This window comes from Rhizobium sp. WYCCWR10014, assembly GCF_001657485.1.
In the GTDB taxonomy this organism is placed as follows: domain Bacteria; phylum Pseudomonadota; class Alphaproteobacteria; order Rhizobiales; family Rhizobiaceae; genus Rhizobium.
This window is the reverse complement of the sequence record NZ_LXFU01000027.1, coordinates 76,481-100,765: the sequence shown is the minus strand read 5'-3', so window position 1 is coordinate 100,765 and position 24,285 is coordinate 76,481. Positions and strand designations below refer to the sequence as shown.

At 59.3% G+C, this 24,285-nt stretch carries 22 protein-coding genes and 1 pseudogene; 14 read left to right on the top strand and 9 right to left on the bottom strand.

The annotated features are described in order from the left end of the window. Positions 1-8: 8 nt before the first annotated feature. Positions 9-245: pseudogene (locus A6U98_RS07025) on the top strand (ubiquinone biosynthesis methyltransferase UbiE); the annotation flags it as partial. 104 nt (positions 246-349) lie between these two features. Here the strand turns inward: A6U98_RS07025 and A6U98_RS07020 are convergent. Continuing rightward, complete coding sequence (locus A6U98_RS07020; protein WP_064648939.1) at positions 350-604, bottom strand: hypothetical protein; 255 nt, start codon at positions 602-604, stop codon at positions 350-352. A 197-nt stretch (positions 605-801) separates the two neighbouring features. Here A6U98_RS07020 and A6U98_RS07015 point away from each other — a divergent pair, with 197 nt between their 5' ends. The 4 genes from A6U98_RS07015 (at position 802) to A6U98_RS07005 (ending at position 2,531) form a co-directional block, all read left to right on the top strand. Beyond that, entirely contained in the window at positions 802-1,200 is a 399-nt protein-coding gene (locus tag A6U98_RS07015; protein ID WP_064648937.1) for a DUF1236 domain-containing protein, read from the top strand. 160 nt (positions 1,201-1,360) lie between these two features. Further along, complete coding sequence (locus tag A6U98_RS37070; RefSeq protein WP_197496355.1) at positions 1,361-1,528, top strand: hypothetical protein; 168 nt, start codon at positions 1,361-1,363, stop codon at positions 1,526-1,528. Further along, on the top strand, positions 1,525-2,106 hold the full coding sequence (locus tag A6U98_RS07010) for a BA14K family protein (RefSeq protein ID WP_064648935.1): 582 nt from the start codon (positions 1,525-1,527) through the stop codon (positions 2,104-2,106). Before A6U98_RS37070 ends, A6U98_RS07010 begins: the two co-directional genes overlap by 4 nt. A 110-nt stretch (positions 2,107-2,216) precedes the next feature. Next, positions 2,217-2,531, top strand: coding sequence for a hypothetical protein (locus A6U98_RS07005; protein WP_064648932.1), 315 nt, complete (start codon positions 2,217-2,219; stop codon positions 2,529-2,531). A 134-nt stretch (positions 2,532-2,665) separates the two neighbouring features. On the opposite strand, the gene A6U98_RS07000 is transcribed toward A6U98_RS07005, so the two are convergent. Continuing rightward, entirely contained in the window at positions 2,666-3,559 is an 894-nt protein-coding gene (locus A6U98_RS07000) for a LysR family transcriptional regulator (RefSeq protein ID WP_064648930.1), read from the bottom strand. A gap of 119 nt (positions 3,560-3,678) precedes the next feature. Here A6U98_RS07000 and A6U98_RS06995 point away from each other — a divergent pair, with 119 nt between their 5' ends. Continuing rightward, positions 3,679-4,680 (top strand): L,D-transpeptidase, encoded by a 1,002-nt coding sequence (locus tag A6U98_RS06995; RefSeq protein WP_082933852.1) that lies wholly within the window; start codon positions 3,679-3,681, stop codon positions 4,678-4,680. Positions 4,681-4,763: 83 nt separating this feature from the next. Here A6U98_RS06995 and A6U98_RS06990 read toward each other — a convergent pair whose 3' ends face one another. Continuing rightward, a complete protein-coding gene (locus tag A6U98_RS06990) occupies positions 4,764-4,994 on the bottom strand; it encodes a hypothetical protein (RefSeq protein ID WP_064648926.1) in 231 nt (76 codons plus the stop codon). Then, positions 4,991-6,346 carry a S8 family serine peptidase gene (locus tag A6U98_RS06985; RefSeq protein ID WP_064648923.1) on the bottom strand — a complete coding sequence of 452 codons (1,356 nt, stop codon included), beginning with the start codon at positions 6,344-6,346 and terminating at the stop codon, positions 4,991-4,993. The genes A6U98_RS06990 and A6U98_RS06985 overlap by 4 nt, the downstream gene beginning before the upstream one ends. A gap of 686 nt (positions 6,347-7,032) precedes the next feature. Here A6U98_RS06985 and A6U98_RS06980 point away from each other — a divergent pair. Next, on the top strand, positions 7,033-8,814 hold the full coding sequence (locus tag A6U98_RS06980; RefSeq protein WP_064648921.1) for a heme peroxidase family protein: 1,782 nt from the start codon (positions 7,033-7,035) through the stop codon (positions 8,812-8,814). A 61-nt stretch (positions 8,815-8,875) separates the two neighbouring features. On the opposite strand, the gene A6U98_RS06975 is transcribed toward A6U98_RS06980, so the two are convergent. Next, positions 8,876-9,667 carry a phenylalanine 4-monooxygenase gene (locus A6U98_RS06975; RefSeq protein ID WP_064648919.1) on the bottom strand — a complete coding sequence of 264 codons (792 nt, stop codon included), beginning with the start codon at positions 9,665-9,667 and terminating at the stop codon, positions 8,876-8,878. Positions 9,668-9,790: 123 nt separating this feature from the next. Between A6U98_RS06975 and A6U98_RS06970 the strand changes: the two genes are divergently transcribed. Next, the gene (locus tag A6U98_RS06970) at positions 9,791-10,252 is read left to right on the top strand and encodes an Lrp/AsnC family transcriptional regulator (RefSeq protein WP_003558669.1); all 462 of its coding nucleotides are present in this window, start codon (positions 9,791-9,793) and stop codon (positions 10,250-10,252) included. A gap of 55 nt (positions 10,253-10,307) precedes the next feature. Here A6U98_RS06970 and A6U98_RS06965 read toward each other — a convergent pair whose 3' ends face one another. Continuing rightward, positions 10,308-10,787, bottom strand: coding sequence for an Lrp/AsnC family transcriptional regulator (locus A6U98_RS06965; protein WP_003558671.1), 480 nt, complete (start codon positions 10,785-10,787; stop codon positions 10,308-10,310). Between the two features lie 130 nt (positions 10,788-10,917). On the opposite strand from A6U98_RS06965, the gene hppD reads away from it, so the two are divergent. The 6 genes from hppD (at position 10,918) to A6U98_RS06935 (ending at position 18,221) form a co-directional block, all read left to right on the top strand. Next, the gene (hppD, locus tag A6U98_RS06960; RefSeq protein WP_064648917.1) at positions 10,918-12,027 is read left to right on the top strand and encodes a 4-hydroxyphenylpyruvate dioxygenase; all 1,110 of its coding nucleotides are present in this window, start codon (positions 10,918-10,920) and stop codon (positions 12,025-12,027) included. Positions 12,028-12,088: 61 nt separating this feature from the next. Next, entirely contained in the window at positions 12,089-13,450 is a 1,362-nt protein-coding gene (gene hmgA, locus A6U98_RS06955; RefSeq protein WP_064648915.1) for a homogentisate 1,2-dioxygenase, read from the top strand. 51 nt (positions 13,451-13,501) lie between these two features. Further along, positions 13,502-14,527 carry a fumarylacetoacetate hydrolase family protein gene (locus A6U98_RS06950; protein WP_064648913.1) on the top strand — a complete coding sequence of 342 codons (1,026 nt, stop codon included), beginning with the start codon at positions 13,502-13,504 and terminating at the stop codon, positions 14,525-14,527. Next, complete coding sequence (maiA, locus tag A6U98_RS06945) at positions 14,524-15,156, top strand: maleylacetoacetate isomerase (protein ID WP_064648911.1); 633 nt, start codon at positions 14,524-14,526, stop codon at positions 15,154-15,156. Before A6U98_RS06950 ends, maiA begins: the two co-directional genes overlap by 4 nt. Before the next feature lie 362 nt (positions 15,157-15,518). Further along, the gene (locus tag A6U98_RS06940; RefSeq protein ID WP_064648909.1) at positions 15,519-16,850 is read left to right on the top strand and encodes a hypothetical protein; all 1,332 of its coding nucleotides are present in this window, start codon (positions 15,519-15,521) and stop codon (positions 16,848-16,850) included. Positions 16,851-16,931: 81 nt separating this feature from the next. Further along, on the top strand, positions 16,932-18,221 hold the full coding sequence (locus tag A6U98_RS06935) for a patatin-like phospholipase family protein (protein ID WP_064648907.1): 1,290 nt from the start codon (positions 16,932-16,934) through the stop codon (positions 18,219-18,221). Between the two features lie 225 nt (positions 18,222-18,446). Here the strand turns inward: A6U98_RS06935 and A6U98_RS06930 are convergent, their stop codons facing one another. The 3 genes from A6U98_RS06930 to gpt all read right to left on the bottom strand — a co-directional run bounded on the left by A6U98_RS06930 (position 18,447) and on the right by gpt (position 24,128). Then, positions 18,447-22,262, bottom strand: coding sequence for a vitamin B12-dependent ribonucleotide reductase (locus A6U98_RS06930; protein ID WP_064648905.1), 3,816 nt, complete (start codon positions 22,260-22,262; stop codon positions 18,447-18,449). 587 nt (positions 22,263-22,849) lie between these two features. Then, complete coding sequence (locus A6U98_RS06925) at positions 22,850-23,440, bottom strand: hypothetical protein (protein WP_064648903.1); 591 nt, start codon at positions 23,438-23,440, stop codon at positions 22,850-22,852. A gap of 193 nt (positions 23,441-23,633) precedes the next feature. Further along, positions 23,634-24,128, bottom strand: coding sequence for a xanthine phosphoribosyltransferase (gpt, locus tag A6U98_RS06920; RefSeq protein ID WP_064648901.1), 495 nt, complete (start codon positions 24,126-24,128; stop codon positions 23,634-23,636). Positions 24,129-24,285: the final 157 nt, after the last annotated feature.

Genomic DNA, 24,285 nt, shown 5'->3' with positions numbered 1-24,285 from the left:
CGATTTCCATGGATATCGAAGGCGGCACCCGCGCCGCATCGGCCTCTTCTATCGCGCCTTTCGAGGAAGGCGTCGCCGACCTTTACGAGACCCTTCTCGTGCCGATCCTTTTCGAACCCTATGCCTCGGAGATGGCAGTCGTCGCCGACCGGTCGAAACCAGGCAGCGTTCTCGAGGTCGCTGCGGGGACCGGCGCCTTGACCCGCGCTCTGCGGGCGACGCTTGATCCGGCAACGGAGATCTTGCGGCGGCATGAGCGCGCTCATCGTCGCCGGCCGGGCTCCCTAACGATCCGATTCCCAAAAGTTGTACATCGACTATGACGGCTCACCGGACCTCAGCGAGTGCGCTACGCGAAGGCAGGTTCTCGTATTGCGCGGATGACGTGCTGCTCGATCTCGAAGCAGGTCTCGTCGTATTCCCGCACCAGATTCGGATTGCACCGTTGCCGTTGCACTGCGTCGCGGGCTTCGACAGCCATCTGGTAGGCTTCGAAGAGCTCGAGCTGCAACGGGTCGCAGGCTGCCATGATCAGCTTGCGCATCTGCGGCAAACGCATCGCCAGGCGCCTGCGTCCCGCTTCCCGGCGGTTGGATCGTGCCATCTCCTTCAGTCTCCTGCAGGCCCGCCACAGCAGGGCCTTCCGATCCGCAATTAGCGCCGGCGGCTGATATTGAAATGGGTTTTAGGACCAAAGGCCGGGGTCTACCGGACTGAGGTCCGGGCCGTGGAACGACCCTGCCTCCAACTAGTTTGTCTGCCAGCGGTCACGAAGGCCGCCTCGAACAGAAGGAGGAGAAAATGCTCTCCAGGCTTATCGTCGGTGCGGCAACTGCCGCGACCCTCATGTCGGGCGTCGCATTCGCCCAGTCCTCGACCGTCAACGGTGCCGCCGGTGGCGCCGTCACCGGCGCGATCGTCGGCGGCCCCGTCGGCGCTGCCGTCGGCGGCGTTGCCGGTGCAGTTGTCGGCACGGCGATCGATCCGCCGCCGCAAAAGGTCATCACCTATGTCCAAGAGGCTCCGGCACCATCGGCGCGCGTAGTCGTCAAGGAGAAGGTCGTCGTCGGCCAGCCCCTGCCGGAGACGGTCGTGGTGACGCCTATTCCGGATGACCCGACCTATGCTTATGCAGTGGTCAACGATGAACGTGTCATCGTCGAGCCGTCGTCCCGCAAGGTGATCCAGGTTATCAAGTGATCTGATCCTACACGCGGCCTCCGCCGTGTCCTCTATCCGGAAATCATCGCTCAAAGTCCGGGACCGCCACACGACCGACGGAAGCGTCGTAGTGCGGCTAAAAACAGCCCATGCCTCCGGCGGCGACCTCCGCCGCCGGAGCGCCAGCGAGGAGAGGAACATGATCTATTCCGAAGAGAAATCTGGTGGTCTTGCCTTGCCGCTGATCGTCATCCTGCTGGCAATGGCCGGTATTCTCGCCGTGCTTGTCGCCACCGGCGGCCGAGATAGCAGCACCACCGGCCGTGTCTGGGTTCCACAGGCCCACCAGCGGGGGGCCGGGCAATGAAAGCCATCGCATCCGTTGCCTTTGGAATCTTAAGCTCGGTCGGGGCTTGCATGGCTGCTGCATCTGTTGCGTCCCACGTCGTGGCGGATTCCGAGCCCCACACATTCAATGACCTTGCAGCGCGCGATCTCTGGACGACGACGCCGGTGAAAGTCGATCCTCGGCAGCAGCGCTATGAACGAATTCCGCCTCTCTATTCCAGCTATGTCACCGAGGCATCGGCCGTCATCACCGCAAGGGCGAGGCAGGATTCCGCTCGCCCGACGGCCGAACGTCAGACACCCCAGCCAGAATTTTCGGTCGAGCATCTTGCCTGGTGTGCGGACCGCTACCGCTCTTTCGATCCCGCGACCAACAGCTATCGATCCTATAGCGGCGAGACCCGCGAGTGCGCTTCGCCGTTCCAGCGGATCGTCGCCGAGGCCGATGAAGGCGTTGGCACGAAAGTAACTGCGCAGGCGGCAGCCCGGTGCGCCGCTCGCTACAAGTCGTATCGACCGCAGGACAATACCTATCAACCATGGGACGGACCGCGGCGCAGCTGCGACGTGTCGGATCTCGTAGCGGCGAGCAACTGACGTGGTCGCGCGGTGCGTACCCGATTGCACGGCCTGGCCAACCGGACTAAAGTCCGTGTTGCAAACGCTACGGTTGTGATACCTGGTTGCATGAGGGTTGGAGATCGGGGATGGCGACGACGCTGATAACGGAAATCCAGCAGGCACAGACAAGGCTTCCGCTCTTGAGCCGGGCGGACCGGGGAGCCCTTATCGTTCGCATCCTCCGCGAACTGAAGACGCATCGGCGGGAGGTTCTCGGAGATGTGCCGGCCGAGCGCTGCGTTTGGATCGACAAGCTGATCGCGTCCGTGTCCTCGACGATATCCGAAATCGCCAACATGCAGGACGCCGAGTTCAATCGCGTCTTGAACGAATTCGAAAAGCTTATGGCGACGCTCGATGACATTTCGCATGCCCAGAAGCGGTCGAAGACAATTCACTGAGAGGGTCACCTGCGGGCGGCCAAATTAGCGCCTCACGGGAAGCGATCCCTGCGCATCAGCGTTTTCCTTCCATGATGCGTCAAATCGAATATGCAGCCATTCAAAGGGCGGCGTAAAAAAGAGGATGACTATCGTCAGGCTCGATGGCGCAGGGCGTCGACGAGCGCCACGAAAGCCGGAGAGGACTGCCTTCTGCTGGGATAGTAGAGATGGTAGCCATCCCAGTGTGGCGAAAAGGCCTCCAGTACGCGTCTCAGACGGCCCTCCGCGATATGAGGAAGAGCGACATCTTCCGGTACGTATGCCAGGCCAAGCCCTTCCAGCGCCGCTTCCACACTCTGATAGGAGTTATTGAAGGCAAGCTGTCCCTCGACCCTCATCCTGATCTCTTTCCCGTTGTCTTCGAATTCCCATGCCCAGAAGCCGCCATATGTGGGCAGGCGCTCGTTGATGCAGTTGTGGCGAACGAGGTCCTGCGGATGCTCGGGAACCCCCTTGCCGTCGAAATATGACGGCGCTCCCACGACGGCAAAAGGGAAATCAGGCCCGATGCGTGTCGAGATCATGTCTTTCGCCACCTGCTCACCCATCCGGACGCCGCCGTCGAAGCGCTCGGTCACGATGTCAGACAGCCCGTTTTCGCGTATCAGCTCCACCTTGATGTCAGGGTTGTTGGGCAGGAAGTGCTGGAGCTTCGGCCAGATGATCCAGTTGATCGCATGGTCGGATGCTGTGATGCGGATGTTCCCGGCCGGTTTTTCCCTGAACGCGGTGAGGACCTCGAGTTGCGCGTCGATCTCGTCGAAATGAGGTCCCACGCCTCGCAACAACCGCTCTCCAGCGTCGGTGAGCGAAACGGCCCGCGTGGTACGGGTCAGAAGCCGGATGCCAAGCCGCATCTCGAGTTGGCGGACAATGTGGCTGAGCGCCGATTGAGACACGCCCAGCTTCGCAGCCGCCCGCGTAAAACTCTTCTCTCGGGCAACCGCCAGAAAGGCCTTCAGGTCATTGACGCTCTCGCGCGGCATTCACGACCTCCATCGGATCAAATGGCGGTTGTACTGAATTTGCAGAGACTGGACATTGAAATCATCGTGAACACCTGCCTGGCGGGGTTCGCACTGGAACAAGTTGCGGCGCTGGCCATTTGTCGTTTATGAAAACAGCCCTGCCGATGTCGCTGCTCGCTCTGGCCTTCTCCGTTGGCGGCGCCGCCGCGCGGGAACTCCGACCTGAAGAAATCAATACTGCGTCGATTGCGTCCATTGGGACTGACAAGCCGGCGCCGGGAGATCCAGACCCGGCGATCGTCCGCCTTCAGGTCCTGCTCGACCGTGCAGGCTCATCTCCAGGCGTGATCGATGGCCTCTCCGGCGAAAACGTCGACAAGGCCGTGGCCGGCTTCGAGGCGATGAACAATTTACCTGTCGATGGGAGGCTGGATCCAGAAGTCGCCTCCCGCCTGGAAAGCAATGCCCCTCTCGTCGAGAGTTATGTCGTCTCGGCAGAGGATGCCGTGGGTCTCGTTGACAAGATCCCTGAAGACTATGGCGAGAAGGCAAAGATGCAGAGCTTGGGATATACGAGCGTTGCCGAGAAACTGTCCGAGCGGTTCCACATGGGTATCGATCTCGTGCATGCGCTCAACCCGGCTTCGCAGTTTGCTGCTGGCGATACGGTGTGGGTCGTGAACCCGGGTCCTCCAAGGGAAGGAAAGGTCAAGAGGATCGAGGCTGACAGGAAGACGGGGCAGGTGCTCGCCTATGCGGCGGATGGATCGCTGCTTGCAGTCTATCCCGCAACGATCGGAAGCGAAGACAATCCAGCGCCATCAGGAAAACACAAGGTCAAGGGCGTCGCGAGGATGCCGGTCTACAGATATGACCCGAAGCGCAACTTCAAGCAGGGAAAGAACGACAAGGTCCTGACAATCCCGAAGGGGCCGAACGGTCCTGTTGGTACGGTCTGGATCGACCTGACCGAGCCGACCTATGGGATACATGGGACACCGGAACCGAAGCTCATCGACAAGGTGGGATCGCATGGCTGCGTGCGGCTGACGAACTGGGATGCCGAAGAGTTGGCGGCCATGGTCAAACCAGGGGTCGTGGTGGACTTCGTCAAAGGCAGTTCCGCCACGCGGAAGTGAGGGGAGTATATTGAAAATCCCAAGCTTCTCGGCTTGTCACTGACGTCCTCCGGCTCAGCGCCTGCGCCGTGCCGCCCGCATGATCAGTTCGATTGAGTCTTGTATTCGACATCTTTCCGAACCGAAGCGACGCCCTTTACCGCGCGAAGCGCATCGAGCGCGTCAGGATTGACACTACCGTTGACAATCATGAGGCGCTCGTGGCTTTGCACCTGTTCGAGGCCTTGCGATTTCAGGTCGCCGACGACCTCTGCCAAACTGCGGGCCTCGTTTTTGTCGATCCGAATGGTAACTTCAATCTTATCGGTCGTCATACCTCGCCGCTTCCTCTGGCTTGGAGCAGGCCCTTGCCAACATCCCTAGCAGAGGAAGATAGAGGCTTTGTAAGCTGAATCAAGCGCGCCCATAGCGCCCATCCGCGAAACTTCGGATCAGACTGAGCAATAAGAGCCGCAACGCCCGCAACATGTGGGGTCGCCATGCTGGTGCCATCCCACCGGTCATACTTGTCATCGGGCAAGCTCGAAAATATGTCGACGCCAGGAGCGGCAATGTCCACTTCCTGACCAGGATTCAAACCGCCGCATGAGAACGACGCCGGCACGAAGGAGCGATCCACGGCGCCAACTCCCAGGATCGTGGACGCATTCGCCGGAGAACCAACTGGCGCAATCTGTTGAGGCCGAGAACTTTCGTTCCCGGCGGCGGCAACAACTAAAGTTCCCGCGTCTAAACATACCTGCCCAATTTGTTCGTAGTCGTCACTCGGCGCATCTCCAATTTGCGTTGCAGCGCCTAGCGACATCGAAATAACATGACAACCTTCATCCAGCGCCCATTCCATGCCGGCAATGATCGACCGGTCGGTGCCGAAGCCATCGTCGCCCAGCACCTTTCCAGCATAGATTTCCGCCTCATAGGCGATGCCGTAACGTGGGCCGCTGGTCGGTCGCAATGGACCGCATGCCGTACCGATGCAATGCGTTCCGTGACCGTGAACATCGCCTTCGGAACTGCGTGTTGCAAAGAGCTTCTTGGTGACGGAACGGCCGACAAAATCCTGATGAGTTTCGTCAAATCCGGTATCCAGTATTGCTACCTTGATGCCGACCCCGGTCAGGTCACCTTCGATTGCCCTGATAGCCTGCAGTCCCCAAGTGTTGCTGGTCTCGTCAAAGGCAGCCCGGGCCACAAGCCCCTCTGGCCCTTTTTTGCCCAATAAGCGATCGACCAGTTCGTTCACAGCGTCACGATAGCCGAGCAGGTAGTCACGGTCCAAAGAGGTTGCAACGCCGCCCACCGTTCCCTGTGCGAGGTCGAGCCGCTTCGTCAGCGGGCCGCCGAGAGCACGATAGGATCGCTCCGGCCGCGCCGCGCTGATGACCTTCCGCTGCATGGCATTTTGCAACATGGGTTTCAGTCTCTCGCCATCCCGGCGCACAATTGCGATTCCGAAACGTTCGAAGTACTGAACATCAGCGCCATCGAAATCATTTGGCACCGCCACGGCGCTGCGAAAATCTTTGGACGACGCGACACGGAAGCCGCCTTTTTCGAGTTGCTGTACACCCTCGCTCCTTGCTTTGGGTGTAAATCGCACCACCATGCCAAGACCCGATGTGCCGTCGCCCGGTGCGTTGACCCTGCCTCGTGTTGATTTCGCCATGATACCAACTCCCCCATCTTTCACGGTTTCAAAGCAATACAGAAGCCGCAAGCTAGGCGCGGCATACCCGTTAATCGAGCCGAACCTCGCGTTCGGGACAGCGGCGGACCTGAAGGTAGATCGACGCGGATTGATTGGATGTTTTTTCCGCTGACTTGCCGCGAGAACACAAAGCTTCGCCAACCGAAAATTGGAGCGTTCGGCAAGCAAGCATAATAAATTGTACCTTGTAGGTCGATTTCGGGATGTACTTCCCCTGGCCGAAATCTCGGCGGCAAATATACATCTTATTGTTGAGTTGGCAAATGAAAATTCTAGCGGTCGTTCGCCGGCGTTTCATTGCTTTTCAGGTAACCTATACTTCAACATCTCCTTCCCATTGGATTTCCTCGTTATTTTTGTGCCTGAGGAGGCTCTCTCCGATTATCCATACTGCCGTGCAATAACGGACTTGCCGCGAAAAGCGCCAGCGATGCCGGCTGTGGCACTGCTTACAGCGAGGGGCCAACCGCGGGGCAGGCGGTACGATGCGCACAAAACGAGTGCGCTAAATCCGCACAGACATCGACTGAGCTTTACCGGTAATTTACCAACTTTAAGATGAATAATAGCCCAATATGATTAGTTGACTTCGCGTTCTAGGTGTATGAATTATCCCGCGGGCTGGAAAACGGAGGGTGTTGCCAATGGCAATCGTTTTTCAATCGCACGGGGGTGCGGAGAAAGAGCGCGCAGTTCCAGGCCCGAGCGTTCGGGCCGGGCGGCCAGCGACGGGCGACGTCGCGGTCGATGAAGAAGCTGACTTCGGTTATTTCGTACCGCCATTAGATGCGCCAGAGAATTACCTTCCCAACACGGCGGAAACGCTTGGGGAGCTCGATGAGCTCGGCGAAATGATGATCGATGTTGTCGCGACGCCGACGAGCGAGGATCCGACGGAAGATTCCACGCTCCCGCCTGTGTTCACATATTGGGGACAATTCCTGGATCACGAGCTGACGGCCAGAACCGATCGCGAAGGGGCGATCTCGAGCATGGTCAACGCCCACCCACCTGTCGCCTCGTCGACAGTGGAGAGCCAGTTCAGGAATGCTCGCTCGCCCCGTTTCGATCTGGATAGTGTCTACGGCGGATCTGCCGTCGGCGAGGGGATCGATGCAGATGTTGTCAAAGTGATCTCCGGCCTCCGTCACCCCACACTGACAAACAAAATGCGTGTCGGGACAGCCGTCGATCCAGGACCACTTCCAGATAACCTCGACGAACATCGTGACCTTCCTCGCTATGGCCAGGTCCAGTCTTCTGTCCGCGAGGCGGCTTTACGTCTGGCTCAGGCCGCGATGACTCCCGAGGCCTTTCAGAAATTCTCCGATACCTTGCCCCAGCGCGCGATAATCGGGGATAATCGCAACGATGAAAATCTCGTCGTCGCGCAGTTCCATCTGAGCTTTCTCCGGTTTCATAACAAGGCAGTCGACTATCTTGCATCGCATGACACGGGCTGGATCGCCGATTTCAGCTCAGCGCAGGCTCTGACAAGACTTCATTACCAGTGGTTGATTGTCGAAGGATATCTCAAGGGCGTTTGTGATCCGGTTGTGGTGGACCGCGTCGTCAACGATCGGGCATCTCATTTCTTCAAATTCAGAGCCGAGTTCGATGCCCGGAGACAGAATACCCGGCTCGGCAATGCTCTGCCGTTGGAGTTCTCCACGGCGGCTTATCGGTTCGGTCATTCCATGGTCAGAGCCTTCTATGACTACAACAAGAACTTTGGGCGGCCGGGCACTGGTTTTCTACCGCGCGCCACCTTGCAGTTGCTTTTCGAATTCACCGGCGGCGGCGGCAGGCTGGATGACGACAAGAAGCTGCCCAAGAACTGGATAATCGACTGGACACGCTTTACGGGAGCCGATCCCCATGATGCGCTCGATGGAGAGCCCGCCCGTCTTGCCAGGAGGATCGATACGGAACTTGCTCCGCCCTTGCATACGCTGTTCAAGGAGGGTGAAGACCAGGCCGACCAACAGCTCAAGGCGTTGTTCAAGAACCTGGCAAGAAGGAACCTTCGTCGGGGCTACAATCTCAGGCTCCCGACGGGGCAGGCTCTACACAAGCATCTCAAGCAAATCGGCGCGGTGCAGTCCTCGCCGATCCAGGATGTCTCAGCATTGTTCGCCGCGAAGCCCGATCTGAAGAACTTCCTCGCCGGCACCGCATCGCGTTTCCACGAACGTACACCGCTCTGGTTCTACGTTCTGGCTGAAGCCGAGGCGGCAGGCGGAAATCGATTGGGCGAAGTCGGGAGCTGTCTCGTGGCGTCGACCTTCGTGGGCGTGCTGCTTGCGGATCCGGACTCGGCTCTTTCGCGTGGGTTCACGCCCAATCAGAGCCCTCTCAAGATGCCGGACAACTCGCCGATCGACTCGATCGCCAAGTGGATGCGGTTCGCGGCGGTCATGCAGTAGTGTTCGTAAGACTGTTGCCTCGCCGCACCGCGGCGAGGCAAGCCGCCCTGTCATCCGCGATTCACGAAGCCTTGGCTTCGAAAGCGGGGGCGAAATCACCCAGTGATTTTGCCTTGAGGATCGTGGCCTCGATATCCTGCTCCACGATCGCTTCAAGATCGGCGAAGCTGTCGATGACATAGTAGATCGGCTGAAGGATATCGATCCGGTAGGGTGTCCGGAGCACGCTCAGTAAATCGAACGGCCGGAATTCGCACGCCTTGCCTTCCATTGCCGCCTTCGCTTCGCTTGGCGATGAGACGATGCCCGCGCCGAAGCAGCGGCGTCCCTGCGGCGTATTGATCAGGCCGAATTCCACGGTGAACCAGAAGATACGAAACAGGTGCCATGAATAGCCTTTGCCGAGGCGGACAGCCGTTTCGCCGAAATGCCGGACGAAATTGGCATAGCTCTGGTTGGTGAGCATGGGGCAGTGGCCGAACACCTCGTGGAACAGATCCGGTTCCTCGATGTAGTCGATATGCTCGCGACGGCGCAGGAAGGTTGCGAGCGGGAATTTGCCTTGCGACAGAAGTTCATAAAAGCGCGACGGCGGAATGAGCGCCGGCACGCCTTCGACGCCGAAGCCGGTGGTCTCGTTCAGGCGCCTGTTGACGTCGAGAAGCTGAGGCACCTTATCGGGCTTCAGCCCCAGCATTTTGACGCCGTCCAGATATTCGCGGCAGGCCGTATCGGCGAGCAGCTTCATCTGACGCCGGTAGAGTTCACCCCATATCGCATCTTCGTCAGGGGCGTAGTCATACAAACCGTCCGGGCCGGGCAGTTTGGCGGTGTAGCTGCTTTCCTTGGTCATAGGCTGATCCTCCCAGGCACGGCGCTATTCCTGCCATTATGATCCGGGTTTGGAGGATTTTCTTTTCTTTCATGCTGGCTATTGCCATAATGGTGGCAAATATTCCCGAATGTGATGCGAGAAATGAAAGAACCTGGGAATTTTCGCCGCAAGCTTCTGCAACTCGTCCAGGCCGACGGCAGCCTTTCGCTGGCAGATCTGGCGGAAAAGGCCGGCATGTCGCAGAGTTCGGCCTGGCGGAAGATCCAGGAGTTGGAAGCCGATGGCGTCATCCGCAAGCGTGTGACATTGCTCGATCCTGGAAAACTCGATCTCAAGCTCTGCGTCATCGCGCATGTGACACTGGAAGATCACCACGAAGAGGCGGTCGCGTCGTTCGCTTCGATGGTGCTGGAGCGGCCTGAGATCATGGAGTGCTACGCCCTGTCAGGCGCCTTCGACTACATGCTGAAGATAAGGGCAAGCGACGTGGAAAGCTACGAGGCCTTCATGACCCGCTATCTCATGCGCAACCCACATGTGCGCACGGTGGTCTCGAGCTTTGTGCTGCGCGAGCTGAAATTCTCGACCGAACTGCCGATCTGATTAAGATATCTGCGCAGGGCGATGCCGTCGGCATCATTGTCGTGCTGTCGCCATGTCAATGGCCAGGCATGAGCACCGGAAAGCCCTCGAATGTCTTCAGCGTGTCGAGGACAATTGATGTCTTCACGTGCTGCACCGACTCGTGGGGCAGCAGAACGTCGTTGACGAATTTCGAAAGGTCGGCGAGTCCGCGGGTCGCGACCGTCAGGTGGTAGTCCATTTCACCGGTCAAGGCATAGGCCTCGAGAACTTCCGGCAACCCGTTGATCAGTTGCGAAAATCGCCGGGCATTGTCTCTGTTGTGCGTGGCAAGCGTCACGGAAATGACCACCAGCATATCCAGACCCAGCTTCTGCCGATCGAGGTACGCGCGGTAGCTGCGGATATATCCTTCAGCCTCCAGTCTCGTCCGCCGGCGAGAGCATTGCGACGGTGAAAGCGCGATCCGCTCCCCCAACTCGTTGTTCGTCAACCTGCCGTCCTTTTGAAGTTCCTGAAGCAGGCGCAGATCCAATTTGTCGAGGGGTTCATCCATTGCGCGAAATCTCCAAAACACTCACGGATCGTGCATATTCTCTTCCTGGAGCATAAAGAATGCAAGAACTTTGCGCGTGTTTTGGGCCACACTTTGCATATCAAATGCAGTCTCCTCTGGAGGAAAGAAAATGGGTCCCTTCCCACATGACGCGCCGCCCTCGGAAATCACCGCCGACAATCCGGCCGGCACCGACGGCTTCGAATTCGTCGAATTCGCCCACCCTGAGCCCGAGACGCTGCGCGAGCTCTTCACACGCATGGGCTATGTTGCGGTCGCCAGGCACAAGACGAAAGACATCACCGTCTGGCGCCAGGGTGACATCAACTATGTGCTCAACGCCGAGCCCGGCAGCCATGCCGCGCGTTTCGTCGCAAACCATGGCCCCTGTGCGCCATCGATGGCATGGCGCGTCGTCGACGCCAGGCACGCCTTTGACCACGCGGTGTCGAAAGGCGCTGTTCCCTATGAAGGGAACGACAAGATGCTCGATGTCCCGGCGATTGTCGGCATCGGTGGCTCGCTGCTCTATTTCGTCGAGACCTATGGGGCAAAGGGATCGGCCTACGAAGCCGAGTTCGACTGGCTCGGCGAGCGCGACCCGCATCCCCAGGGGATCGGCTTCTATTATCTCGACCATCTCACCCACAACGTCTTTCGAGGCAGCATGGACAAATGGTGGGATTTTTACCGCAACCTGTTCAATTTCAAGCAGATCCACTTCTTCGATATCGATGGGCGCATCACCGGTCTGGTGAGCCGCGCCATCACCTCGCCCTGCGGCAAAATCCGCATACCGCTGAATGAATCGAAGGACGACACCAGCCAGATCGAGGAATATCTGAAGAAGTACAAGGGCGAGGGCATTCAGCACATCGCCGTTGGAACGGAGGATATTTACGACGCCACCGACAGGTTGGCCGACAACGGCCTGCGCTTCATGCCGGGTCCGCCGGAGACCTATTACGACATGTCCTATGAACGCGTGAACGGCCATAGCGAACCGATCGAGCGCATGAAGAAGCACGGCATCCTCATCGATGGCGAAGGAGTGGTGAATGGCGGCATGACGAAAATCCTGCTGCAGATCTTCTCCAAAACCGTCATCGGCCCGATCTTCTTCGAATTCATCCAGCGCAAGGGCGACGAAGGCTTCGGCGAAGGCAACTTCCGGGCTCTTTTCGAGTCGATCGAGGCCGATCAGATCAAGCGTGGTGTCATCGGGACTGCAGCGGAGTAAACTCTATAGCGCCGCGCATCTTCCAGACGCGCGGCGCTGGAGTGTTCGGGGAGGAGTGAGCATGGACCAGACATCGATCCAGACGTCGGATGGTGAAGCCGCGACGGCAAACACGCTGAAATATATGCCGGGGTTCGGCAATGACTTCGAAACCGAGTCGCTCCCCGGTGCCTTGCCGCAGGGCCAGAACAGCCCGCAGAAGTGCAACTATGGTCTCTATGCGGAGCAGCTTTCCGGCTCGCCGTTCACCGCGCCGCGCGGGACCAACGAAAGGTCCTGGCTTTACCGCATCCGCCCGAGCGTGCGCCACACCCGCCGCTTCTCCAACGCGTCCTATCCGCTCTGGAAAACCGCGCCGTGCCTCGACGAACATTCGCTTCCTCTCGGCCAGCTTCGCTGGGACCCCATCCCCGCGCCCGCGGAGAGGCTGACATTCCTTGAAGGGGTGCGGACCATCACCACGGCGGGCGATGCCACCACCCAGGTGGGGATGTCAGCCCATGCCTACGTCTTCAATGAGGACATGGTCGACGACTACTTCTTCAATGCCGATGGTGAATTGCTGATCGTGCCGCAGCTCGGCGCCATCAGAGTGTTCACCGAAATGGGCATCATGGATGTCGAGCCCCTGGAAATATGCCTCATCCCGCGCGGCATGATGTTCAAGGTTCTCAGGGGCGGTGAGCAGACCGTCTGGCGTGGATATATCTGCGAGAACTACGGCGCGAAATTCACCCTGCCGGACCGCGGACCGATCGGGGCCAACTGCCTGGCAAATCCGCGCGACTTCAAAACGCCGGTGGCCGCTTTCGAGGACAAGGAAACACCGTGCCGCGTCCATGTGAAGTGGTGCGGAAAATTCTATGTCACCGACATCGGCCATTCGCCGCTGGATGTGGTGGCCTGGCACGGCAATTACGCCCCGTTCAAATACGATCTGCGGACGTTTTCTCCGGTCGGTGCGATCCGCTTCGATCATCCCGATCCGTCGATCTTTTCGGTGCTGACCGCGCCCACCGAAGATGCGGGCACCGCGAATGTCGATTTCGTGATCTTTCCGCCGCGCTGGCTGGTCGCCGAACACACGTTCCGACCGCCCTGGTACCACCGCAACATCATGAGCGAGTTCATGGGGCTGATCCATGGCCAGTATGACGCCAAGGAGGAGGGCTTCGTGCCGGGCGGCATGAGCCTGCACAATATGATGCTTCCCCACGGGCCGGACGCGGTCGCCTTCGAAAAGGCATCCAATACCGAGCTCAAACCGGTGAAGCTCGATCATACCATGGCCTTCATGTTCGAGACCCGGTACCCGCAGCAACTGACGAAATACGCAGCCGAGCTTGAAACGCTGCAGGATAATTACCTGGAATGCTGGGATGGCCTGGAACGCAAGTTCGACGGAACCCCTGGTATCAAATGATGCATCAAGTGATGCATCAAGTGAAGTCATCCTCCTGCACGGAATTCGGACATGAAACTTGCGACGTTAAAAGACTCCACGCGGGACGGCCGGCTGGTCGTTGTTTCCCGCGACCTGACCCGCTGTTCCGAAGTCGGTCACATCGCCCGCACATTGCAGGCAGCACTCGATGACTGGGAGCATGTGGCTCCGAGGCTCGCGCTCATTGCTGAAGGCGTCGAGACTGGCGCCCAGCCGACGATCCGGTTTCACGAACATGACGCTACGTCACCTTTGCCGCGAGCCTACCAATGGGCCGACGGTTCCGCTTACGTCAACCATGTCGAACTGGTGCGCAAGGCGCGCGGCGCCGAGATGCCGGCAAGCTTCTGGGCCGATCCGCTGATCTATCAAGGCGGTTCGGACGCGTTCCTCGCACCGCGCGATCCGATCGTGATGGCCGACGAGGCCTACGGGATCGACATGGAAGGCGAGGTCGCCGTCATCACCGGCGACGTTGCCATGGGTTCCAGCCCGGAGGCCGCACGCGGCGCCATCCGTCTGCTGATGCTCGTCAACGATGTGTCGCTGCGCGGTCTGATCCCGGGCGAACTGGCAAAGGGTTTCGGTTTCTTCCAGTCGAAGCCGGCATCGGCATTTTCTCCGGTCGCGGTGACGCCGGACGAGCTCGGAGATGCCTGGGACGGCGGCAAGCTGCATCTTCCGCTGCTGGTGAGCTTGAACGGCAAGCCATTCGGCAAAGCCAACGCCGGTATCGACATGACCTTCGATTTTGGCCAACTGATCGCCCATGCCGCCAAGACTCGTAACCTCCTGGCCGGAACGATCATCGGCTCGGGCACGGTGTCCAACAAGCTGGACGGCGGCCCGGGCAGACCAGTGGAAGGCGGCGGAAGCGGTTACTCCTGCATCGCCGAAATCAGAATGATCGAGACGATCGAGACCGGATCGCCGAAGACCCCCTTCATGCAGTTCGGCGATCAGGTCCGCATCGAGATGAAGGATCGGGCTGGCCATTCGATCTTCGGTGCGATCGAGCAGACGGTCGAAAAATACCAACGGGCCGACCCGCGATGAACGAGGTCGTTCTCTACGACTACTGGAGATCATCGGCGAGCTATCGCGTCCGCATCGCGCTCAATCTCTTGGGCGTCGATTATCAGACAGTGTCCATCAACCTGTTGGAAGGAGCGCACAAGACCCCGGAATATCTGGCCCTCAACCCGCAGGGACTGGTGCCGACATTGGTGATCAACGGGAAAACGCTGACCCAGTCGCTGGCAATCATCGAATATCTGGCTGAGCTTCGGCCGGAATGCGGATTACTGCCATCGGACATTGCCGATCGCCAGAAAGTCCGCGCCCTTGCCTATGCGGTCGCCATGGACATCCATCCGATCTGCAACTTGCATGTCGTGTCGCATCTGATGACCATGACGGATAAGCCCGATGGCCGCGAGGAATGGATGAAGCATTTCATCAGCGACGGGCTGGGCAAACTGGAAGCGATGATCGGCGAAGGCGATGGCGCGTTCAGCGTTGGGGATGCGCCGACGATGGCGGACCTCTGTCTCGTTCCCCAGGTCTACAACGCCAGCCGCTGGGGCGTGGATATGACCGCTTTCAAGCGCATCGTCGCCATCGACGCCAGATGCGCAGCCCTGCCGGCCTTCCAGGCGGCGCATCCCGACCGTGTGAAACCGTAACGGCAGAGCGAGGCCCGGGACGAAATTCGAAGAAGCGCCCCCTTCTTCCTGCGGCTCTCGCATCAATGGCCGGCACACACCGGATCGCGTGGACTGGGATCTCCCGATCGCGGTGAGGAACCCGCGTTTACCTTGTATCAACACTTCTGATTGTGCCGCTTGTCAGAAGATTGTCCCTTGTGCATTGATTGGATGCTGCCGGGGTACGGGTGAAATGTTCTCGTCAAAGCTGTCGATCGTCGCACCCGTGATTGCCACGGGCTTGGTCGCATTGAAAGCTGACGGTCTCATCGCCAGGATTCGATGATCGCCCGGCAATAGGTGCGCAAGATATGCTGAGAGTGACGACAGGAGAAGTACACGTGCTCGAAGGCTGGAGAAGAATGCGGAAATCCGTCTCGTTCATATCGATGCTGTTGCCGTTCGTCGCCCTGGCCGGAGAGGTGCATGCGGCAATTTCCTACCAACGTCTGGACGGCGCGCCGGGGAAGCGCGGCCTTGCGATAAAGGGTGCGTTCGAAATCTCCGACGATCCGAAGATGCTTGTCGACGAATACACGCAGTTCCAGCCGGCCTATATTACGTTTGACTCGCCCGGCGGAAACGTGATCGTCGCGATCGAGTTCGGCCGCACCATTCGCGCGCTGAATGCAAGAACGATCCAGATCAGAGCCATGGAATGCGCGTCGGCTTGCGCCTTCGCCTTCGCCGGTGGCGTTCATAGGTTTGCCGAGCCGGGGTCCATCGGCGTGCATCGGGTTTCCCTATCCGACGATGCCGGCATGGACAACAAAACGGCAGTCTCGTCGGTTCAATCGCTGACCGGCGAGATTATCGGATATCTCACCGACATGGGGGTAAGCCCCAATCTGCTGCAGCTCAGCCTGTCGATCGACAGCGACGATATAAGGTATCTGACCTCTGCGGAAATGCGAGACTGGAACATCATCACGCCCGAGAACATGCCCTCGCCACCGGCAAGCGCGCCGCCACCGCCGGAGGCCGCGCCAGAACTGAGCGCAACACCTGCCGTCATGCCATCAGACCCAAACGCTTCAGAGGAGGCCACCGCATCCGCACCGGGCGACCTGACCACGGAGGCGCTTGATTTCGCCAACCGATACAATGACGAATGGTCGAAAGACAGCGCCTCGGCGCTGGCCTTCATGAAAAGCGTCTATGCCGACCAGGTCTCCTTCTTCGGGACTTTGGTCGACAAAGACGTCATCTTGAAGGACAAGGCGGCCTTCGCCCAACGCTGGCCGGAGCGCATATACAGCGTCAAACCCGGCTCCCTGACTGCCGGCTGCGCCGGAAAATGCGAAATGTCAGGAATTGTCGAGTGGTTTGCCCAAAGCCGGGATACGGGTAGGACTTCCTCCGGGATGGCGGAATTCTCTTTCGTCTGGAACACGGCCTCCCTGCAGATCGAGTCCGAGATCGGAAAGGTGATCGCCACGGACAAAGGAGCCAAAGCGCCGGATCGGTTGATCCATCAGTGGATAGGACTGGACGACATCTGCCGCGGCAGCACCGATCGCTACGGCATCGAGACGGAGCGGGCCTGCAAACGGCGCGATCAGATCGGTCCACTGCTCAATCGCGTCGACTGGTGCTATGGCCATGAGGATGAAGCCGGAATGGATATGCAATGGCACAAATGCGATGCCAATTCCCGTAGGTATGGAGATTAAGCATCGCCGATCCACCGGCGAGATGCGGCAGTCTGAAGGAAGGGATCGGTGGGAAATTCATATTTATGAGTGAGGCCGAGCATGTCAGAAGACGATCAACCCGTCGAAAACACGGTCTTGTCGGGACCCGGCGAACCCGAGAAGCCTGCGGAGCGCTATCAACTCGGACTTTGCCTTTCGGGCGGCGGCTATCGGGCCATGCTTTTCCATGCGGGATCGCTTGCGAGACTCAACGGGGCCGGTCTTCTGGCGAAACTCGATATGATCTCGTCGGTCTCGGGCGGATCTATCGCATCCGGCCTGCTGGCCTATGTGTGGCCACGGCTGATCTTCGAGAACGAGGTCGCCGTCAACTTCAAGACTGAATACCTCAATCGCATTCTGGCCTTCAGTCAGGTGTTCGCGGATGGGCCGAGCTTCTTGAAGGGCGTGTTCAACCCCTTCTCGAGTGCGGCGGAGGAAGCCGCGAAACTCTACGAGCGGCATCTCTTCGACGGAAAATCACAAAGCCTGTGCGATCTTCCGAAATCGCCCTGGTTCGTATTTTGCTCCAGCAATCTCAGCACCGGTTCACTCTTCCGGATGTCGAACCGCTATCTCGCGGATTACAGGATCGGGGTATCGTTCCATCCGACACTTTCGCTCGCCACCGCGGTTGCCGCTTCGGCGGCATTCCCGCCCGTGCTGTCGCCGCTGCGATTGGACCTGTCCCAGTTTTCCTGGAAAAGGGAAAAGCTCGACGACAGTGTTGGTGAACCGGTTGCTCCGGGCAGGGCAATATTGAGCGACGGTGGCATCTATGACAATCACGGCATCGAGCCGGCGCTGAAACGCTGCGATTGCTTGTTTGTCAGCGATGCCGGAGCGCCTTGGCGATCCTCTACCCGCGGATACTGGAACTATCTCTCCCAGCTCAAGCGCGTTCTCGATACGACCGACAATCAGGTGCGGTCGTTGAGGCGCCGAGACCTGATCGGTGGCTTCAAGGCCGCAAAACAGGCTGATAGGCTTGGCCTCGACGATCTCGCGAAATCGGCTCTGCGCGCGAGAACCCGCGGCGTCTATTGGTCGATCGACAGCAAGGACGTCGAGCTCAAGCCCTACGCGTCCTACACGCTGCCGCCGTCGTCGGTCGTTCCCTCGGAGGTCGGCACCTATCTCCATTTTCTGGGCGCGAAGGAGACGGAGTATCTGACGAACTGGGGGCACTACGTGTGCGACGCGATGCTCAACCGGTTCTATCAATCGCCCTTGGCTCCATCGTCCGGCCCGCCATTGGTTGCCGGAACCGTGAAGCCGGCTTTGGCGGCGAGGGCCAGCAAGCGGCTGTTCGACTTCATCCCTTTTAAACGAAAGCCGGGGGCCGGTTAAAGCGGGGCCAGCGGGATCCGGCGAGATTGCCCCTACATTAAGCCTGAGGAAGAACGAACGTATCGACCGGTACGATGATCGGTTGTTTCTGGCTCCCTTCGGCCGCAAATTTGAAGGGGCCTCAGAGTTCCAACTTCAATATTGTTTATGAAAGTATGAGAGGCCCGGTTGCCCGGACCTCCCACGATATTTTTAGAACCGAAGCGAAGAGTAGGAAGAGCCTACTCAGCTGCACCCGCTCGTAGCACCACACGTATCGCACTTCTCGCAGGTGCCATTCCGCACCATCGTAAAATTCTGGCACTCCGAGCACATGTTGCCGGTATAGCCCTGCATGATCGAGCGCTGGCGGCGTTCTGCTTCCCGCTTCTTGGCTTCGGATTTCGCCGTTGCCGCGTCGGCCGCCGCCTTGTCGGAGAAGAGGGCTGTCGCGTCGCTGGTGATTTCCTCGGTCACCTCTTCGGCGATCTCTTCCGCCAACTCCTTGGCGCGCTCCTCGTAGTCGCGCTTGAAGGCAACGATTTCGGAGGTGGAGACGGCAATCGTCGTCTCCAGCTTGCGGGCAGCGGCGCCGGCAAAGGCGGTCACTGTGCCGGTGGAAGTGGCGCGGGCAGGGGCGGCGGTGGCCGCACCCTTGGGTTCGCCTGCCTGGCGTTCGCCGCCGGTGCCGGACACCAGCGTCGGCTTGTAGCCGCGGGTCCAGCCGGTGGAGAGCAGGTTGGTCTTGCCTTCCTGGATGCCCTTGCCGAGTGCCGTGTTCGAGAAGTCCGAGGTATCGACATGGGCCAGGTCGTGGCGGCCGAGATAGGAGACGGCAAGCTCACGGAAGACATAGTCGAGGATCGAGGTGGCGTTCTTGATCGCATCATTGCCGATGACCATGCCGGCCGGCTCGAACTTGGTGAAGGTGAAGGCCTCGACATATTCCTCGAGCGGCACGCCATATTGCAGGCCGAGCGAGATGGCGATGGCGAAATTGTTCATCATCGCACGGAAGGCAGCACCTTCCTTGTGCATGTCGATGAAGATCTCGCCGATGCGGCCGTCGCCGAATTCGCCGGTCCGGAGATAGACCTTATGTCCGCCGACGGCGGCCTTCTGGGTATAGCCCTGGCGGCGGTTCGGAAGCTTCTCGCGTTCGCGCGAAACTCGTTCGACCACCCGCTCGATGATCTTCTCGGTGACGGTGACGGCCTGGGCGGCGAGGGGCGACTGCAGCAGTTCCTCCAGCGCATCCTCGTCGTCCTCGTCCTCGATCAGCGAGGAGTTGAGCGGCTGCGACAGCTTCGAGCCGTCGCGATAGAGCGCGTTGGCCTTGAGGCCAAGCTTCCAGGAGAGCATGTAGGCGTTCTTGCAATCCTCGACGGTCGCCTCGTTCGGCATGTTGATCGTCTTGGAAATCGCGCCCGAGATGAACGGCTGGGCAGCCGCCATCATGCGGATATGGCTTTCCACCGAGAGGTAACGCTTGCCGATCTTGCCGCAGGGATTGGCGCAATCGAAGACCGGCAGATGTTCATTCTTGAGGAAGGGCGCGCCTTCCAGCGTCATCGCACCGCAGACATGGATGTTGGCGGCTTCGATGTCCTTCTTCGAGAAGCCGATATGGTCGAGCAGGCTGAAGCTCATGTCGGCGAGCTGTTCGTCGGAAACCTTCAGCGTGTCCTTCAGGAAGTCGGCGCCGAGCGTCCACTGGTTGAAGACGAACTTGATGTCGAAGGCGCTCTTCAGCGCGGCGTTGACGGCTTCCACCTTCTCGTCGGTGAAACCCTTGGTCTTCAGCGTCGACGGATTGACCGCCGGCGCCTGGTTCAGGTTGCCGTGGCCGACGGCATAGGCCTCGATCTCGGCGATCTGGCTTTCCGAATAGCCGAGCGTGCGCAGTGCGTCGGGAACGGCGCGGTTGATGATCTTGAAGTAGCCGCCGCCGGCGAGCTTCTTGAACTTGACGAGGGCAAAGTCGGGCTCGATGCCGGTGGTATCGCAATCCATGACGAGACCGATCGTGCCTGTGGGGGCAATGACCGAGACCTGGGCATTGCGGTAGCCATGCTGTTCACCGAGCTCGAGCGCCTTGTCCCAGGCCGATTTGGCGTGGGCGACGAGATCCTGATCCGGGTTTTCCGAATGGATCAGCGCGACCGGGTTGATCGACAGGGCTTCATAGCCGGAGCTCTCGCCATGGGCGGCACGGCGATGGTTGCGAATGACCTTGAGCATGCTCTCGCGGTTTGGCGCAAAATTCGGGAACGGGCCGAGCTCGGCGGCCATTTCGGCCGAGGTCGCATAGCAGATGCCAGTCATGATCGCGGTCAGCGAGCCAGCGATGGCGCGGGCCTCAGTGGAGTCATAGGGAATGCCCGACGACATCAGCAGGCCGCCGATATTGGCGTATCCAAGGCCGAGCGTGCGGTATTCGTAGGAGAGTTCGGCAATGCGCTTCGACGGGAACTGCGCCATCATCACCGAAACTTCGAGCACGACGGTCCACAGGCGAACCGCGTGTTCGTAATCGGCGATGTTGATGCGCTTGGTGGCCTTGTCCTTGAACTGCAGCAGGTTCAGCGAGGCAAGGTTGCAGGCCGTGTCGTCGAGGAACATGTATTCCGAGCACGGGTTCGAGCCGCGGATCGGGCCGCCGGCCGGCGAGGTGTGCCAGTCGTTCATCGTCGTATTGAAGTGGATGCCCGGATCGGCCGAGGCCCAGGCAGCGTAGGAAATGGTTTCCCAGAGATCGCGGGCCTTCAGCGTCTTCATCACCCGGCCATCCTTGCGGGCGGTCAGGTTCCAGTCGCCATCATTCTCGACGGCACGCAGGAAGTCGTCCTTGATCGAGACGGAGTTGTTGGAGTTCTGGCCGGATACCGTGAGGTAGGCTTCCGAGTCCCAATCCGTGTCGTAGGTCTTGAATTGGAGATCCTTATAGCCCTGGCGGGCGAACTGGATGACGCGCTGGACGTAGTTCTCAGGAACCTGGTCCTTCTTGGCGGCGCGGATTTCGCGCTTCAGGGCAGGGTTCTTGTTGGGATCGTAGCAGTCGCCGTTGTCACCGCCTTCGCAGTTGAAGCAGGCCTTCATGATCGCCTTCAGATGCTTGGCGACGACCTTCGACCCGGTCACAAGAGCTGCGACCTTCTGCTCTTCCTTGACCTTCCAGTTGATGTATTCCTCGATATCCGGATGGTCGATGTCGACGACCACCATCTTGGCGGCGCGGCGCGTCGTGCCGCCCGATTTGATGGCGCCGGCGGCGCGGTCGCCGATCTTCAGGAAGCTCATCAAGCCGGAGGAGCGGCCGCCGCCGGAAAGCTTTTCGCCTTCGCCGCGCAGCATCGAGAAGTTCGAGCCGGTACCGGAGCCGTATTTGAACAGGCGCGCCTCACGCACCCAGAGGTCCATGATGCCGCCTTCGTTGACGAGATCGTCCTCGACAGACTGAATGAAGCAGGCATGCGGCTGCGGGTGTTCATAGGCCGACTTGGACTTGGTCAGCTTGCCGGTGAAGGGATCGACATAGAAATGGCCCTGGCCGGGGCCGTCGATGCCGTAGGCCCAATGCAGCCCGGTGTTGAACCACTGCGGCGAGTTCGGGGCGACGCGCTGGGTGGCGAGCATATAGGCAAGCTCGTCCTTGAAGGCCGAGGCATCTTCCTCGGAGGAGAAATAGCCGCCCTTCCAGCCCCAATAGGTCCAGGTGCCGGCAAGACGGTCGAAGACCTGGCGCGCATCGATTTCGGAGCCGGTCTGCTCGTCCTTGGACAGGGTCTTCAGCGCAGCATCGTCGGGAACGGAGCGCCACAGGAAGGAAGGAACGTCGTTTTCCTCGACCTTCTTCAACCGGGTGGGAACGCCGGCCTTACGGAAATACTTCTGCGCCAGAACGTCGGTCGCGACCTGGGAGAACTGCGCGGGAACGTCGATGTTCTCAAGGCGGAACACGACCGAACCATCGGGGTTCTTGATCTCGCTCGTCGCCTTGCGGAATTCGATATCCGCATAGGCGCCTTGGCCGGCCTTTGTGAAACGACGTTCGATGCGCATGGTCTTGACCTCGTGTTGGCGCCCGGTCCCCGCGACCGAGGCGCAAAATTCCTATCCGGCGGCACTTTGTCGTCGTGCAGCCAGTCTCGTTTCCGTATCGTGACAGGGGTGTCATCCGGAGATGACCTTCCTGTATCTTGTGGTGATGGTGGCTGCAAACACTAAATATAGTATTAACAGCTTATTATCGCCAGTCCCAATGTCACTTTTTTTGGAGGCTGAAAACCGCGCAAAAACCCTCAGGCTTGACCCGTTCCCGGTCCATTGCCCTGATTCCGCGTCCTAATTTTCAAAAGGGAACCGGGCTCGTTACCTCCGGTCCTGTCGCCGCCGCAACATCAGAAGTAGTAAAGTTTGAAACAGCTGATTCCGTCAAGGGCTGGCTTTTAATTGATTGCTAACCACAACATGTTGTGGATGCGCCTGTGGAGATTGGGGAAAGCCGGGGAGCGCTGAAATTACAATGGCTTGCAGGTGTTGCCGGCTAAGGAAAACGTCGGAACGGCAAAAAAGCGTCCTATGGCAAATCTTGTGATGGCATTTCCGGCGCAAATGGGCATGGCGATTCGCACGGGTGCAAGTGCCTGTCAGAGCGCATCGATGGCGATGGTGACGATGGCGACGCCAATCGGTCTGTTCTCTTCGTCCATGACGACGAAGCTGGCCTGCGTTTCGAGATTCTGGGTGGATTCGTTGCGTTCGGCCCGGTCGATGAAGATCTCCCGGGAGCTGTTGGCGAAGGTTCTGAGATATTTCTCCTCGTCGCCCTGCCAATAGTCGGCGGTGATGGTGCTCTGCCCGACATTCAGCCCGTGGCTGTCGGTGACGAAAAATTCGAGGATGACCCCTTGCGAGGCGTCCTGCCTGGCTTTCAGGTAGTGCGACACGGATTTGTCGAGCAGCAGCTTGACCATATGCAGGTGGTGCTGATCAAGTTCCGACCGGTAGGTCTCGTCGAGCACCCGCATATCCATTTCGCTGACGTTGCCGAATTTCGCGTTCTGTTCGGCAATGGCGTTCAGCACCAATCGCGTTTCCACGATTGGCCGGACCTGTTTCTCGACGTAGTCGCGCACGAGGGGAATATAGGCAGGCTCAGCGTGGACGGGCATCAGCGGAAACAGAAAGGTTGCCAGCCCGACGGTCACAACCGCTCCTATATGCCCCCACCGCGCCATCTTGTTCCCTATACCCGCATTGTTCGCTGCACGCTTTAGGCGCAACCTGACACGATTCGCATCTGTCGAGTTTATGAGCGAAAGATAAAATAGATGTGCAGATCCCGATAGCGGATTCAGGAAGCCTCGCTGACAAAATCTGGAACAATTTCAAGTGGTAAATACGGTGGTTGCGCGTTGAGATCGGTGGCGATCAACGCGCGCCCTTGGCGATCGGCTCCTGATAGGTGAAGCCCATGTCCCAGGGGAAGTAGATCCAGGTATCCTGGCTCACCTCGGTGATGAAAGTGTCGACGGTCGGCACACCCTTCGGCTTGGCATAGACGCAGGCGAAATGTGCCTTCGGCAGCATGGTGCGCACCTGTGCGGCGGTCTTGCCGGTATCCGTCAGATCGTCGACGACGAGCACGCCTTCGCCGCCATTTTCTTGAAGTTCGGGCGCTATTCCCTTGAGCAGCACCATGTCGCCCTGGTTCACATAGTCATGATAGGAAGCGACGCAGACGGTCTCGATCAGCCGGATGTTCAGTTCGCGCGAAATGATCGCAGCCGGAACGAGGCCGCCGCGGGTGATGCAGACGATCGCCTTGAACGTCTGATCAAGGCCGGCAAGCCGCCAGGCAAGGGCGCGTGCGTCGCGGTGGAACTGATCCCAGGAAACGGGAAAGGCTTTATCGGGAAGGGACATAGGGCTGCTCCGCGGCATAAAAAACGACACGCCGTTTGCCGGCGACCGGACGGGCTTGAAGCGGCGACTGGCAAAACGCAAATCGCGCAGCCGGAACTGCGCGAGATGGGGCCGAGGCTCGAAGCTGTCATCGGTCGCCGCAATTAGCGGGATTTGC